Here is a 13,982-nt window from a genome sequence, read left to right on the forward strand (position 1 = left end):
GAGGGTCGCGAGAGCGGGGTGGAGGGATCCACACGCATGGAGATCGGGGAACCGGAGCGCTCGGGACGGCACCGGTCGGAGGACGGGGCGGCGATGTGGCTGCCCGCGGGCGGCGAACTGGACCACTCGCCCGCGGCGCCGGCGCCGCCGTCGACCCCGGCGCTGCCGCCGATCCCGGCGCTGCCGCCGCAACGCGCGTACGGCGCGTGCGTGCTGCCCGCGCAGCGCGCACGCGATCCGCTCGCGGACAGCGACGCGGTGGGGTTGCGCAAGTTCAACATCGGCCTGGTGCCCGCGTCGGCGACGCCGCCCGGGACGTGGAAGCGGGCCGCGTGGTTCGCGGTCCTGTCCTCGGCGGCCGTGCTGGTCGGGCTGGCCCTAGCGGCGGCCGAGCTGGTCGGTTCGGGTGGCCCGGCGGAGCGCGTCGGCCTGCCCGGCTACCCCACCGACGTGCCGCTGCTGACCGGGTCCAGCTCCGCGACCAGCCCGCCGCCCGCCACCGCCGCGCCGGCCGCCGCCGAGCCGGGACGCCCGGACGCGCCCTGGTCGCCCGACGCGCGGCGCCGGGCCGCCGGGGTCGGGGTGGTCGCGGAACCCGTCGACGCCGCGCCCGCCACCACCGAGCCCGCCGCGGGCGACCCCGCCACCGCCACCGCCGTCCTGGCCGCGCCGACCGGGTCGCCGGAGGTCACCACCGTGCCGGGCGGCGCGGAACCGCCGCGGGTGGACGGGCTGGTGATCGCCGCGCGCACGGAGCGGTTCTACGAGGAGGCGGTGCGCGACGCGGGCACCGCGCTGGCGATGGTCTCGGACTCCTTCCGGCCCGGCGCCGAGGCGTTGCTGGCGCAGCGGTTCGCGGACGTGTCGCTGGTCGAGGTGACCGCCATCCGGGTGGACCCGGCGAGGGGCGTCACGCTGAGCACGTTGCAGCTGACCCTGAAGGACGGGACCCGGGTCGTCGAGGAGCGGGAGCTCGGGTTCGCCACCACCGGCGAGCCGTTGATCAACGCCGAACGACCGGCGGGTGGCGCCCAGGGGTCCACCGGGAACGCGGAACGGCACGTCGCTCCGTAGTCGTTCACCCGATAGCGCCCAGCGACCGACCACTAGTCGCCACGAACGGGTGAACTCCGGCCCTGAGCTGGCTTTTCGCTGGTGGGAGACGGTACGAGTGCTGGCGACGTCACAGCGAGGGAGTCGCCAGTGCAGCGCCCTACGACGAGCGGCCGCCGGCACAACCGCGCGGGCTCGGTGAGCGTGGCCGAGCTGATCAGGCAGCAGCCGGCCCCGCTGCGCATCCGGTCCGGGGACCGCGGTCGGACCGCCGCGCACGAACTCGTCCGCGACCTGCTCGCGGACCCGCCCGCGCCACCCGCGCGGCGGCCACCCAACCGGGTGGCCAAGCTCGTCGGCGTGACCACCGGTGTGGTCGTGCTGCTGGCGACCGTGGCGGCGGCGACCGTCCTGGCGGGGCACCGCGACGCCGGTCCCGAGCGGCCGTTCGTCGAGGCGCCGCCGCAGATCAGCGGGCCACCGGCGCTGCGCCCGGACCTGCTGTCGGCCGAGCTGGGCGGCAGCCGGGCCGACCTGCTCGCGGTGGACCGGCCGACCGCGCCGCAGGCCGTGGAGGTGCCGACCGGCGACGCCGTGGTGATGCCCGCCGCGCCGCGTCCCGGGCCGAGGCCGCGGGTGGACGTGGTGCGGCGGTTCTACGAGCTGCTGCCCGCCAGGCCCGCGGAGGCCCTGCGGCTGCTGGCCCCGGAGCTGCTGGGCGAGGACGCCCGCGAGTTCGTGGCGGCGTGGGACCGGGTGCAGGCGATCACCATCGAGTCGACCACGCTCCAGCCGGGCGGCGCCGTGCTCGCGGTGGTGTCGATGCAGGAGCGCACCGGCGGCTGGATGCGGGTCGAGCAGCTGTTCCGGCTGTCCGACACGACCGTCCCGCTCATCGTCGGCACCGAGGTGCTGTCGGCCCAGCGGAACTGACTCATCGTGACTTTTCGCGTTCTGGAACTAACACAGCGTTGATGTCAACTGTGTTTCTGTGCCAAACTTCCCCCGAAGGGGTTACGAACTCGGTCACGATTCGGTATCCATGATCCCGGTCAGTAGCGCAACGCACTCCCCGGGAGAGGTGTCCAGCGGTGTCGAACGACGACAAACGCCGTCGGCGGGATGGTTCGACGGCACAGCTGTCCGTCGCCGACCTGGTGGCCAGGCGCGAGACGGAGACGCAGCCGATCCCGCGGATCACCGAGGTGGAGCCGGAGACGGTGCGGTTCAAGCCGGCCGCCAACCTCTCGGGTCGCGAGCTGCACATCACCGAGCTGCTGCGCCGCGAGGGGCGCGCCGGCGAGGAGGAGCGCGGCGGCGGGCTGCCCGTGCCGAAGATCGTGGCGATGGCCGGTGGCGGTGTGGTGCTCGCCGGCGCGGTCGCGTTCACCGCGTCGAGCCTGGTGTCCTCGCCGGACGAGCGGCCGCTCGCCGAGGTGCGCTTCGACGCCCGGCAGGCCGCGCGGCCCACCAACACGCTGACCAAGGACCTCACCGCCGCGGCCAAGCAGCAGGAGGTCCAGCAGGCGCAGGCGGAGACGACGACCGACGCGCCGGAGCAGACCACCACGCAGCGCACGCCGCGCGCCACGCAGCAGCGGCAGGTCCCCCTCGCGCAGGCGCCGACGAGCACGCAGGCGCCGAGCACCACGACGAACCAGACCACCACCCCGCCGAGCACGAGCACCACGACGCCGCCGCCCAGCAGCACCAGCACCCCGCCGCCGCCCTCGTCGTCCTCCGTGCCGCCCTCCTCCAGCACCACCCCGCCCTCGACCACGCCGTCCTCGGCGGACCCGGGCACGCCGCCGCCCTCGTCCTCCGAGCAGCCCGCGCCGGGCATCGGGATCGGCCTGGACCTCGGCGGCATCCTGGAGCCGATCGGCGGCTTCGACTTCTTCGACCCGTCGAACTGATCCCCCGATCGGTCGACACGCCCGACCGGAACGAGGGATGCGCGGCACCGGGGTCGACGACACGCGGTGCCCGGGTGGGCGACACGCCGATGTCCCGAATGACGAACTCGGGGGTCCCGGGTGTTCGACACGGTGGGTCCGGGTGTTCGACTCGCGCCCACCGGGGGTCGTGGGCGGCGGAGGTTGGGCCGTTCGGCCGCAATCGTGGTGATCTTCACACGAACGGGTGCCGTTTTCCGCCGGCATCAGGTATCCCTTCCCGGTCACCCCTCGGCTCGCGTGACCTGCACAACGGTGCCCGAGCGGTAGTTCGGGCCGGGGTAGGCTCTGCGGGCGAGCGGTGGCCTAGCCTGTTCCGCGCACCGATCCGCACGACGAGGAGCCCGAGCGTGAGACCAGCTGCCCTTGCCGCGGTCACGCAGCGCCCCAGCGAGGTGGTCCGGTGAGCAACGACGGTCGTGTCATCGCCGACCGCTACCGGTTCCTGGACCGGATCGGCAGCGGTGCGATGGGCGTCGTGTGGCGCGCCCAGGACGAGCGGCTCGGCCGCATCGTGGCCATCAAGCAGCTGCTGCTCCAGCCCAGCCTGGACGAGCGCGAGCAGGACGAGGCGATCCAGCGCGCCATGCGCGAGGGCCGCATCGCCGCCAAGCTGCACCACCCGAACGCCATCGCGGTCTACGACGTGGTGGAGGAGAACGGCGCTCCGTGCCTGGTCATGGAGTACCTGCCGTCCTACAGCCTGGCCGACACGATGGCCGAGCACGGCCCGCTCGACCCGGTGGAGGTGGCGCAGATCGGCGCGCAGGCCGCCGCCGCGCTGGCCGCCGCCCACGCCGCCGGGATCGTGCACCGGGACGTCAAGCCCGGCAACGTGCTGCTCGCCGACAACGGCCTGGTCAAGATCACCGACTTCGGCATCTCGCGGGCCAGCGACGACGTCACGGTCACCAAGACCGGGCTGATCGCGGGCACGCCCGCCTACCTGGCCCCGGAGATCGCCCGCGGCCAGGACCCGACGCCCGCCTCGGACGTGTTCTCGCTCGGCTCGACGCTGTACGCGGCGGCCGAGGGCGAGCCGCCGTTCGGGCTGTCGGAGAACACGCTGGGCGTGCTGCACGCGGTCGCCGCGGGCCGGATCAACCCGCCGACGGTCGACCACCCGCTGACCGACGTGCTGCTGCGCCTGCTGAACTACGACCCCGCCGACCGGCCCACCATGGTCCAGGCCCGGGACCTGCTGAACGCGGTGGCGCAGGGCCGGAACCCGAGCCTCACCGGGATGCCGGCGTCCACCGCGACCGCCATCGCGCCGGTCGTCGGCGCGGGCGCCACGACCGTGGTGGACCCCGACCGCACCCGCGTGGTGCGGCCCGGCCCGCGCACGGTCGGCCCGCGCACGGGGGCCATGCCGCCGGTCGGGCCGCCGGCCGGGCAGAACGGCACCAGGCCGCTGGTGATCACCGCCGTGGTGCTGGGCGTGATCCTGCTGCTCGGGGTGCTGCTGGTGGCGCTGGACGTGTTCGACCGGAACCCGACGACGCCCCCCGCGGACGAGAGCACCACGTCCACGCCCGCGCCGACCACCACGACCACCCCGCCCCCGGTGACCACCACCGTGCAGACGGAGACGGTCACCGTCGAGGTGACGACCACCACGCCGGAGCCCGAGCCCACGACCACGACCGAGGCCCCGGCGCCGACCACCACCACCCCGCCCCCCACCACCACGACGAGGCCGGTGCCGACCACGACGCCGCCCACGACGACACCCCAGGTGCCGCCCACCACACAGGAGCAGTCGTGAACCTCGTAAGGTGGGCATTGAACCCGATCGGGTGACGCAACGTCTTTGTCCTAGTGGCGTCCTGCATTTCGCCGCTGAAGAGCCCTAGCAGCTACCTGGGAGCACGCCGTGACCGACGATGGCCGCCTGGTCGCCGGCCGCTACCGCCTTGGCCGGCGGATCGGCAGCGGAGCGATGGGCATCGTCTGGCAGGCGCACGACGAGCGCCTGCACCGGACCGTGGCCGTGAAGCAGCTGCTGCTCCAGCCCGGCCTGGCCGAAGCGGACACCGACGAGGCCAAGCGCCGGGCGATGAGGGAGGGCCGGATCGCGGCCCGCCTCCAGCACCCGCACGCGATCGCGGTCTACGACGTGGCGGAGGACGACGGCCAGCCCTGGCTGGTGATGGAGTACCTGCCGTCCCAGAGCCTGTCGGCGGCCCTCTCGGAGCGCGGCACGCTGCCGCCCCGGGACGTGGCCTCGATCGGCTCGCAGGTGGCCTCCGCGCTGGCCGCCGCGCACAACGCGGGCATCGTGCACCGCGACATCAAGCCCGGCAACGTGCTGCTCGGCAACGAGGGCACGGTCAAGATCACCGACTTCGGCATCTCCCGCGCCACCGGCGACGTCACCGTCACCGCGACCGGGATGCTCGCGGGCACGCCCGCCTACCTGGCGCCGGAGGTGGCCAAGGGCTACGACCCGGGCCCGCCGTCGGACGTGTTCTCGCTGGGCTCGACGCTGTACGCGGCGGTCGAGGGCGCGCCCCCGTTCGGCCTGAACGAGAACACCATCGCGCTGCTGCACCAGGTCGCGTCGGGCAAGGTGGTGCCGCCCAAGCAGGCGGGGCCGCTGACCGCGCTGCTGATGCGCCTGCTGCGCGCCGAGCCGGAGGACCGGCCGACCATGGCGGAGGCGCGCGAGGCGCTGGCCGCGGTGGCCGCGGGCCGGGCCGCGCCGGACTTCCCGGTGCCGATGCCGCAGAGCCACCCGCCGTCGTGGCAGGGCTCGCCCGTGCAGGCGCCCGCGCAGACCCGCGCGATGCCGCCGGTCGGCCAGGGCCACCAGGCCCAGAACCACCAAGGGCAGAACCACCAGGCCGCGGCGCACCACCAGGGCGGGCACAACCAGTCGGGCCACAACCAGTCCGGCCACAACCAGGGCGGGCACCACCCGGCGACGCGCGTGGCCCCGGTGCCCCCGCCGCAGCACCCGGACGCCGGCCGGAAGCGGTCCCCCGGGACGAGCGGCTCGCCCCGCACCGACGGGTCGGGTCAGCTGAGGAACAAGCGGTCGGCCGTGCTGACGGCGCTGGCGATCGCGGGCGCGGCCGTGGTGGGCATCGTGCTGGCCAGCGTGTTCTCCGACAACTCGCCGAACGACGACGCCACGTCGCCCACGTCCTCCAGCACGGCGCAGGCCGCCGGCGGCGAGCCGTCGACCTCGCAGACGAAGAAGTCGGCCGGCCCGCCCGCCACGTACACCTCCACGCCGACGCGCCAGCAGCAGGAACAGGCCCTCCGCGACTACTACGCGCTGGTGCCGGACAACCTGGAGGACAGCTGGGCGCGGCTGGCGCCGACCATGCAGAACGTCCAGGGCGGCTTCGAGAGCTACCGGAACTGGTGGGACCGCGTCGAGTCGGTCGAGCTGGACGAGGTCGAGTACAACGAGGACTTCGCCTACGTGATCGAGGTCACCTTCCGCATGAAGGACGGCACGACCAGCGAGGAGAAGAAGCTGATCGTGCTCCAGTGGGCCCAGCAGAGCCTGTTCATCTCCAACGAGCAGAACCTGGGCACGCCGTAGGCGCTCAGCGGTTCGCGGCGTCCCGCAGCGCGGCCAGCAGGCCGGCCGCCGCGGGCGCGCCCGCCGAGTCCTCGCGGACCGCGGCGCCGATGGTCCTGGTCGGCTCGGGGTGGCGCAGCCTGCGCACGACCACGCCGGCGTGCACGACGTCCAGGCTGAGCCTGGGCACGATGGTGACGCCGAGCCCGGCGGCGACGAACCCCTGCGCGGTCGGGTAGTCGTCGGCCTCGACCACGGCGTTCGGCGCGAACCCGGCGGCCGCGCAGGCGTCGAGCACGACGTCCCGGCACGCGCCGGGCGCGACCACCGCGTCCACCCACGGCTGCCCGGCCAGGTCGGCCAGGTCCAGCACGCGCTTGCGGGCCAACTCGTGGCCGCGCTGCAGCACCGCCACGTACGGGTCGTCGAGCAGGTGCACGACGCGCACCCCGCGCGGCGGCTCGGCGTTCCGGCGGCGGACCACGATGGCCACGTCCGCGCGGCCCGCCTGGAGCTCCGCCACCGGGTCGTCGGGCCCGGTGAGCTTGAGGTCGAGCCGCACGTCGGCGTGGTGCCGGCGGAACGCGGCCACGGCGGGCGGCACGAGCGCCGCGCCGGCGGTGGCGAAGTAGCGCACCCGCAGCCGCCCGGTGCGGCCCGCCCGCAGGTCGGCCAGCGCCGCCTCGGCCTCGGCCAGCCGGTCGGTGACGCGGGCGGCGTGCTCGGTGAGCAGCCGGCCCGCGGGCGTGGGCCGGACGCCCCGCCCGACGCGGTCGAGCAGCGGCAGGCCCGCCTGCTTCTCCAGGGCCGCGACCTGCTGGCTGACCGCCGAGGGCGTGTACCCGAGGTTCACCGCCGCGGCGGTGATGGAGCCGGTGGTCACCACGGCCCGGAGCACCTGCATCCGTCGCACGTCCAACATGGACGGACCTTACAGCTGTGCTTAACGGTCGTGCAGTTCTATTCACTTGTCCTGATGCTTCGCGAGGCGAAGGGTGTGGACGTGAACAGTTCCGGCACGCTGGTCAGGATGGGTGCGCTCGCCCTCCTGTGGGGTTCGAGCTTCCTGTGGATCAAGATCGCGCTCACCGGGCTCTCCCCCGTGCAGATCGCCTTCGCGCGCAGCCTCCTGGGCGCGCTGGTGCTCCTGGTGGTGCTGCGGGTGAGCGGGCAGCGGCTGCCGCCCGACCGCCGCTCCCGGCTCCACCTGCTGGTCGCCGCGGTGTTCGGCAGCGCCGTGCCGTTCGCCCTGTTCGCGGTGGGCGAGCAGACCGTGGACTCCGGCGTGGCCGGGGTGCTCAACGCCACCACGCCGCTGTGGGCGCTGGGCCTGGGCCTGGCGCTGGGCACCGAGCGGCAGCGGAACCCGGCCCGGCTGGTCGGCCTGGCGCTCGGCTTCGTCGGCGTGCTGCTGATCTTCGCGCCGTGGGAGCGCGCCGGGCTGGCGAGTTGGGGGGCGCTGGCGTGCCTGCTCGCCGCCGCGTCCTACGCGGTCTGCTACGCCTACATCGGCCGCACGATCTCCGGGCGCGGCCTGACCCCCGTCCAGATCTCCTCCACGCAGCTGATCGGCGCGGCGGGCCTGACCGGGCTGGCGGTGCCGGTGGGCGGCCTCCAGCCGGTGCACGCGTCCTGGGCCCCGCTCGCGGCCGTGGCGGTCCTGGGCGTGTTCGGGACGGGCGTCGCGTTCGTGCTGAACTACCGGATCATCGAGGACGAGGGCGCGACCAACGCCACGACCGTGGGCTACCTGCTGCCCGTGGTCTCCGTCCTGCTCGGCGCGGTGTTCCTGGACGAGGCGATCGGCACGCGGGTGGTGATCGGCATGGCGGTGGTGCTCGTGGGGGTCGCGCTGACCCGGCGGCGGCCCGCCCCGGCGGCCGTGACGGCGGCCGTGCCGGTGACCCCGGTCACCCTGACTACGCTCAAGTGACCTGCGGTAACAATGGGTTACTCGTCGGTACAGTCCAGTTGAGACATGCCTCCTGGGCAAATGGGTGGTATTGCGACGCAGGTCTCCCCCGATCGCGTGGTGTTCAGGCGAACCGCGTCCTGGAACGCCCCTTCGGACGTCTCCTCAGATGAAAGGACTCGACCCAGGAGGGAACCCCAGAGCCATGAGCACCGAGAGCATCACCACCACGACGACGTTCCACCTCCTCGTCCCGGGCATCGCCCCGGCACCGGTGGAGGCCGAGCTGCACTACGAACCGGAGGACCCGTACGCGGTCGCCGTCCTGTTCCACACCGGACAGGGCAAGGTGGAGTGGATCTTCGCCCGCGACCTGCTGGCCGACGGCCTGCTGACCCCCTCCGGCGAGGGCGACATCCTCATCCGCCCGGCCGCCGACGACCCGGAGCGGGTGCTGCTGGAGCTGAACGCGCCCACGGGCTTCGCCATCCTGTCCGCCGAGGCCGAGCACATCGCCGAGTTCCTGGACCTGACCTACGACGTGGTCCAGCCCGGCGAGGAGGACCTGTGGATCGACTTCGACCGCGAACTGGCCAAGCTCGTCTCGACCAACTGACGGCGGCGCCCGCCCGTCCGTCGCCTACCCTCTGACCCGTGACGGAGGCCGGGGGGATGGTCGGCGGTCGGTACGCGCTGGTCGAGCGGATCGGCAGCGGCGCCATGGGCGTCGTCTGGCGGGCCCGGGACGAGCTCCTGGACCGCGAGGTCGCGGTGAAGCAGCTGCGCCTGCCCGACCTGACGCCCGAGGAGGCCGGCACGGCCAGGGCGCGGGCCATGCGCGAGGCGCGCAACGCCGCCCGGCTGCACCACCCCGGGGCGATCTCGGTCTTCGACGTGGTGGTCGAGGACGACCGGCCCTGGCTGGTCATGGAGCACCTGCCCTCGCGGAGCCTGGCCGCCCTGCTGGCGGAACGGGGCCGGCTGGACCCGGACGAGGCGGCCCTGATCGGCTGCCACCTCGCCGCCGCGCTCACCGCGGCCCACGCGGCGGGCATCGTGCACCGGGACGTGAAACCGTCGAACGTGCTCATCGGCCACGACGGCACGGTGAAGCTCACCGACTTCGGCATCTCGCGCGCCGCGGGGGACGGCACGCTCACCGACAGCGGCATGATCACCGGCACCCCGGCGTACCTCGCGCCCGAGGTCGCGCGCGGCGAGCAGCCGAGCAGCGCCTCCGACGTGTTCTCCCTCGGCGCGACCCTGTACGCGGCGACCGAGGGCCGGTCGCCGTACGGGAGCTCCGACAACAGCTTCGGCCTGCTGTACCGGGCCGCCGCGGGCAGGGTCGAGCCGCCCGCGCGGGCGGGCGCGCTGACCGACCTGCTGACCAGGATGCTCGACACCGACCCGGAGCGCCGCCCGACCGCGGAGGGGGCCGTGGGGCTGCTCGCCGAGCTCCCGGCGGGGGCACCGGAGGAGCCGGAGCGGACCGAGGAGCCGGCGGCGCGCGCGGAGGAGGGGCCCGTCGAGCCGGCGGGCGCGGTGGAGCGCCCGCGCCGGCGCCGGTGGCTCGCCCCGCTGGTCGCGGCGATCGTGCTGGTGGCGGGCGCGGCGTCGGTCGCGGCCATGTCGATGCTGCCCGACGGGACCGGCGGCCGGGCCGGCGAGCACGCGCAGCCCGCCTCCCTGCCGCGGGTCGCCGTGGAGGACGCGGTGGCGCTCGTCCAGGGGCACTACGACCTGCTGCCCGAGGACCCCGGGGTCGCCTACGACAACCTCACCCCGTCCTACAGCCAGTCGCCGGAGGAGTACCGGGCGTTCTGGGGCCGGTACGACGACGTGCGGGCGGAGCTGGTGGAGGTCCGGGAGGAGGCCGCGCGGGTCTGGGTGCACGTCGCGGTGACGTTCGTGCGCGGCGGGGTGGAGAGCACCGGGACCTACCTGCTGCGGGTCGAGCACTACGAGGGGCGGCCGAGGATCGTGGCGGCCGAGGAGCTGCCCGGCCCGACCGTTCCCCCGATCGGCTGACCTCCTCAGACGAGCCGGCGGTCCGACGCCCAGCGGGACAGCTCGTACCGGTTGGACAGCTGCGTCTTGCGCAGCACGCTCGACACGTGCGTCTCGACCGTCTTCACCGAGATGAACAGCTCGGACGCGATCTCCTTGTACGCGTAGCCGCGGGCCAGCAGCCGCAGCACGTCCCGCTCGCGCGGTGTCAGCAGGTCCAGCTCGGGGTCGCTGATCGGGGCCGCGCCGGGCCGGTCGGCGAACGCGTCCAGCACGAACCCGGCCAGGCGCGGGCTGAACACCGCGTCGCCCTCCGCGACCCGCACGACCGCCTTCACCAGCTCCTGGCTGGAGATGGTCTTGGTCACGTAGCCGCGGGCGCCCGCGCGGATGACCGCGATGACGTCCTCGGCCGCGTCCGACACCGACAGCGCCAGGAACACCACCTCGGGCAGCGACGTGCGGACCTGCCGCAGCACCTCCGCGCCGCCGCCGTCGGGCATGTGCACGTCCAGCAGCACCACGTCCGGGCGGTGGTGGGCGATGCCCACGACGGCCTCGCCGACCGAGCCCGCCTCGCCGACCACCTCGATCTCGTCGGTGATCGAGTCCAGCTCGGCCCGCACCCCCGCGCGGAACAGCGCGTGGTCGTCCACCAGGAACACCCGTACGGCCACGGTCAGGCCCCCGTCCTCACTTGTCCGCTGTCTTCCTCGGCATCATCAGCTGCACCTCCGTGCCCTCACCCGGTGCGGTGCGGACGCGGACCTCGCCGCCGTGCCGGTCCATCCTCCCCCGGATCGAGTCCGCGAGGCCATGCCGGTCCTCCGGGACGGTGTCCGGGTCGAAGCCCTTGCCCCGGTCGCGCACGAACACCGTCACCCGTTCGGGCTCGACCTCGCCGTAGACGCTGATCTCCGCGACGCCCGCGTGCTTGGCCGCGTTGACCACCGCCTCGCGGGCCGCCTGCACCAGCGCGTGCAGGTTGGGGTCCAGCTCGCAGTCGCCCACCACCACCTGCTGCACCACCAGCGCGAACGCGTCCTCCACCTCGCCGGACGCCTTGGCGATCGCGACGGACAGGGTGGTGGGCAGGTCGTTCTCCTCCACGACCCGCCCGTACAGCCACTCGCGCAGCTGCCGCTCCTGGCCCCGCGCCAGCCGCTTGACCTCGCGCGGCCGCTCGGCCTGCTTCTGGATCAGCGCAAGCGTTTGCAGCACCGAGTCGTGCAGGTGGGCGGCGATCTCGGCGCGCTCCTCCGTGCGGATGCGGGCCCGCCGCTCCTCCCCCAGGTCGTTGATCAGCCTCACCCACAGCGGCACGGTGAGCACCGCCACGCCACCGAGCGTGGCCACCACCGCCAGCAGCGCGAACCGCAGCTGGTCGATGCCGTAGCTGTTGACCAGCAGCACGCCGATGCCGATGGCGACCAGCGCGACGCCCGCCAGCACCCGCACCGCGGTGGTGCGCCCGGTGCCGAGGAACCCGGACCTGGCGCCGTCCCGCCAGCGGCGGCGCTGCGCCTCGTCCGCCTCCCGCCACACCACGGCCGCGCCCACCAGGGCCACCGCGAGCGGTCCGGCGATCCAGCCGTTCACCGGGCCGGAGAACAGGCCGGTGAGCACGGCCGCGGCGATGCCCAGGGCGACCAGGCCCAGCGCCTGCTGCCGCTCCCGGGGGTTCGAGGGCCCCTCCGGGCCGCCGGCGGTGTGCTGGGGCACGAACAGCCACAGCAGGCCGTAGGCGATCACGCCGACGCCGTTGAGCGCGGTCAGGGCGGCGAACACCGCCCGCACCCAGAACACCTCGACGCCGAGGTGGTCCGCGACCCCGCCCGCCACGCCCGCGACCACCCGGCCGGTCCGCCTGCGGCGCACCGGCTCGACGGTCTTGACGGCCTTCGTCTCCACGCTCACCCCCACAGGGTCACACGCCCCCGAGGGCCGGTCATCAGGGTTCCACCCCATGTCGGGTTCAGGGTGGGTCCCGGATGTGCGCGGGCCCCCGGCTCCAGCAAGCTCGTCACCGTGAGCGGGAACATCAACGCGGCCAACGTCGAGGAGACGTTGAAGGACTTCTGGGCCAGCAGGCCCAGGCGGCCCCACGACGGTCGCAAGATCGCCGGGGTGGCCGCCGGTATCGCGCGGCGGTACCAGGTGGACCCGGTGATCGTGCGGGTCGCGTTCGTGGCCATGGCGCTGTGCAACGGCGCCGGGGTGCTCGTCTACCTGCTGGGCTGGCTGTGGCTGGCGCAGGCCGACGACGAGGTGTCGCCCGCGGAGGCGCTGCTCGGCCGGGGCCGCAGCGCCACGCCGACGCCGCTGACCGTGCTGCTGGGCCTGGCCGTGGTGCCGGCGACCGGCGTGTTCGTCGACGGCGGGTTCACCATGGTCGGCGGGGTGCTGCTGTCCGTGGGCGGGATCTACCTGCTGCACCGCGGTCGCGGGCAGTTCAACCGGCCGGAGGCGGTCCCGGCGCCCGCCCCGGCCTTCGACGGGGTGGGGGTGGGCCCGGTGACAGCGAGCACGGGTGGGGTGGACCCGGTCGGCGGGCCGGCGCTCCAGGAGCAGCGGGACGGGCGGGCGACACCGCCCGCGTGGGACCCGCTGGGCGCGGCGCCGTTCGCGTGGGACCTGCCGGAGCCCGCGGCGGACGTCGAGCAGGCGCCCGCGGCGCACCGGCCGGCGCGGCGGCGGTCGCGGGTGGGGACGGTGACGTTCGCGCTGGCGCTGATCGTGCTGGCCACCGCGGCGGCGGTGTCGCGGGAGTGGTCGTGGTTCGACGAGGTGCACACCCTCGGCCTGGTGGTGGCCGTGCTGGGCGCGGGCCTGGTGTTCGGCGCGCTGCGCGGCGGCGGGGGGCGCGGCCTGATCTGGCTGGTCGTGCCGCTGTCGGTGATCGGCGTGGCCGCGACCGCGGCCGACTTCGACGGCATCCGGTCGGACCGGGTCGGCAGCACCCGGGACGCCCCGGCGTCGATCGAGCAGGTGGAGGGCCGGTACGACTCGGGGGTCGGCGAGGTCGACCTGGACCTGACCCGGCTGCCGGGTACCGGCACGGTGCGCACGGAGGTCGAGGTCGGCCTGGGCAGCGCCCGGGTGCGGGTGCCGCAGGGCGCGGACGTGAGCGTGACGTGCCGGGCCGGCCTCGGGAGCGTGCGGTGCCTGGGGCGGGAGTCGGACGGCAAGGACGCGGTCCAGCGGATCGACGACGACGGCCCGGACGGGCCCGGCGGGCTGAGGGTCGAGCTGGACGTGCGCAGCGACGTGGGAGAGGTGGAGGTGAGCCGTGGCTGACCAGGAGCACCGGTGCGTGGAGAAGCGGGGCGTGGACGTGGTCGGCCTGGTGTTCGGGGTCGCGGCCCTGGTCGCCGCCGCCTACGTGTTGTCGGACGGGGCGGCGTGGCCGGAGTTCCTCGACCTGAGGTGGGCGCTGGCCGGGGGGGCGATGGTGATCGGGATCGGGTTGCTGGCGGGGTCGGTGCGCCGGCGGGGGTAGCCCGGCCCGGGTGACGCA

At 74.5% G+C, this 13,982-nt stretch carries 13 protein-coding genes; 10 read left to right on the top strand and 3 right to left on the bottom strand.

The annotated features are described in order from the left end of the window. The first annotated feature begins 36 nt into the window (after positions 1 to 36). The 5 genes from ACFP3R_RS10005 to ACFP3R_RS10025 all read left to right on the top strand — a co-directional run bounded on the left by ACFP3R_RS10005 (position 37) and on the right by ACFP3R_RS10025 (position 6,564). Positions 37 to 1,074, top strand: coding sequence for a hypothetical protein (locus tag ACFP3R_RS10005; protein ID WP_380634903.1), 1,038 nt, complete (start codon positions 37 to 39; stop codon positions 1,072 to 1,074). A gap of 129 nt (positions 1,075 to 1,203) precedes the next feature. Then, complete coding sequence (locus ACFP3R_RS10010; protein WP_380634904.1) at positions 1,204 to 1,986, top strand: hypothetical protein; 783 nt, start codon at positions 1,204 to 1,206, stop codon at positions 1,984 to 1,986. Positions 1,987 to 2,144: 158 nt separating this feature from the next. Next, positions 2,145 to 2,969 carry a hypothetical protein gene (locus ACFP3R_RS10015; RefSeq protein ID WP_380634906.1) on the top strand — a complete coding sequence of 275 codons (825 nt, stop codon included), beginning with the start codon at positions 2,145 to 2,147 and terminating at the stop codon, positions 2,967 to 2,969. 442 nt (positions 2,970 to 3,411) lie between these two features. After that, the gene (locus ACFP3R_RS10020; RefSeq protein WP_380634907.1) at positions 3,412 to 4,776 is read left to right on the top strand and encodes a serine/threonine-protein kinase; all 1,365 of its coding nucleotides are present in this window, start codon (positions 3,412 to 3,414) and stop codon (positions 4,774 to 4,776) included. Between the two features lie 108 nt (positions 4,777 to 4,884). Then, on the top strand, positions 4,885 to 6,564 hold the full coding sequence (locus ACFP3R_RS10025; RefSeq protein WP_380634908.1) for a serine/threonine-protein kinase: 1,680 nt from the start codon (positions 4,885 to 4,887) through the stop codon (positions 6,562 to 6,564). 4 nt (positions 6,565 to 6,568) lie between these two features. Here the strand turns inward: ACFP3R_RS10025 and ACFP3R_RS10030 are convergent, their stop codons facing one another. Then, positions 6,569 to 7,465, bottom strand: a complete 897-nt coding sequence (locus ACFP3R_RS10030) for a LysR family transcriptional regulator (protein WP_380634910.1) — start codon at positions 7,463 to 7,465, stop codon at positions 6,569 to 6,571. Between the two features lie 54 nt (positions 7,466 to 7,519). On the opposite strand from ACFP3R_RS10030, the gene ACFP3R_RS10035 reads away from it, so the two are divergent. From ACFP3R_RS10035 to ACFP3R_RS10045, 3 genes are all read left to right on the top strand, one after another. Beyond that, positions 7,520 to 8,476 carry a DMT family transporter gene (locus tag ACFP3R_RS10035; protein WP_380634912.1) on the top strand — a complete coding sequence of 319 codons (957 nt, stop codon included), beginning with the start codon at positions 7,520 to 7,522 and terminating at the stop codon, positions 8,474 to 8,476. A 184-nt stretch (positions 8,477 to 8,660) separates the two neighbouring features. Beyond that, a complete protein-coding gene (locus tag ACFP3R_RS10040; RefSeq protein ID WP_380634914.1) occupies positions 8,661 to 9,071 on the top strand; it encodes an SsgA family sporulation/cell division regulator in 411 nt (136 codons plus the stop codon). 38 nt (positions 9,072 to 9,109) lie between these two features. After that, on the top strand, positions 9,110 to 10,486 hold the full coding sequence (locus ACFP3R_RS10045; RefSeq protein WP_380634916.1) for a serine/threonine-protein kinase: 1,377 nt from the start codon (positions 9,110 to 9,112) through the stop codon (positions 10,484 to 10,486). A gap of 5 nt (positions 10,487 to 10,491) precedes the next feature. On the opposite strand, the gene ACFP3R_RS10050 is transcribed toward ACFP3R_RS10045, so the two are convergent. Together ACFP3R_RS10050 and ACFP3R_RS10055 are read right to left on the bottom strand one after the other, a co-directional pair. Next, on the bottom strand, positions 10,492 to 11,142 hold the full coding sequence (locus tag ACFP3R_RS10050; protein ID WP_380634917.1) for a response regulator: 651 nt from the start codon (positions 11,140 to 11,142) through the stop codon (positions 10,492 to 10,494). A 16-nt stretch (positions 11,143 to 11,158) separates the two neighbouring features. Then, positions 11,159 to 12,433 (bottom strand): ATP-binding protein, encoded by a 1,275-nt coding sequence (locus ACFP3R_RS10055; protein WP_380634919.1) that lies wholly within the window; start codon positions 12,431 to 12,433, stop codon positions 11,159 to 11,161. A 60-nt stretch (positions 12,434 to 12,493) separates the two neighbouring features. On the opposite strand from ACFP3R_RS10055, the gene ACFP3R_RS10060 reads away from it, so the two are divergent. Together ACFP3R_RS10060 and ACFP3R_RS10065 are read left to right on the top strand one after the other, a co-directional pair. After that, on the top strand, positions 12,494 to 13,762 hold the full coding sequence (locus tag ACFP3R_RS10060; protein ID WP_380634920.1) for a PspC domain-containing protein: 1,269 nt from the start codon (positions 12,494 to 12,496) through the stop codon (positions 13,760 to 13,762). Further along, entirely contained in the window at positions 13,755 to 13,964 is a 210-nt protein-coding gene (locus ACFP3R_RS10065) for a hypothetical protein (RefSeq protein ID WP_380634921.1), read from the top strand. Before ACFP3R_RS10060 ends, ACFP3R_RS10065 begins: the two co-directional genes overlap by 8 nt. Positions 13,965 to 13,982 lie beyond the last annotated feature (18 nt).

This window comes from Saccharothrix lopnurensis (assembly GCF_042658445.1).
GTDB lineage: Bacteria > Actinomycetota > Actinomycetes > Mycobacteriales > Pseudonocardiaceae > Actinosynnema > Actinosynnema lopnurensis.

Coding starts and splice junctions, on each gene's coding strand:
- ACFP3R_RS10005 (WP_380634903.1), top strand. CDS start 37: ATGGAGATCGGGGAACCGGAGCGCTCGGGACGGCACCGGTCGGAGGAC.
- ACFP3R_RS10030 (WP_380634910.1), bottom strand. CDS start 7,465: ATGTTGGACGTGCGACGGATGCAGGTGCTCCGGGCCGTGGTGACCACC.
- ACFP3R_RS10035 (WP_380634912.1), top strand. CDS start 7,520: ATGCTTCGCGAGGCGAAGGGTGTGGACGTGAACAGTTCCGGCACGCTG.
- ACFP3R_RS10040 (WP_380634914.1), top strand. CDS start 8,661: ATGAGCACCGAGAGCATCACCACCACGACGACGTTCCACCTCCTCGTC.
- ACFP3R_RS10055 (WP_380634919.1), bottom strand. CDS start 12,433: ATGGGGTGGAACCCTGATGACCGGCCCTCGGGGGCGTGTGACCCTGTG.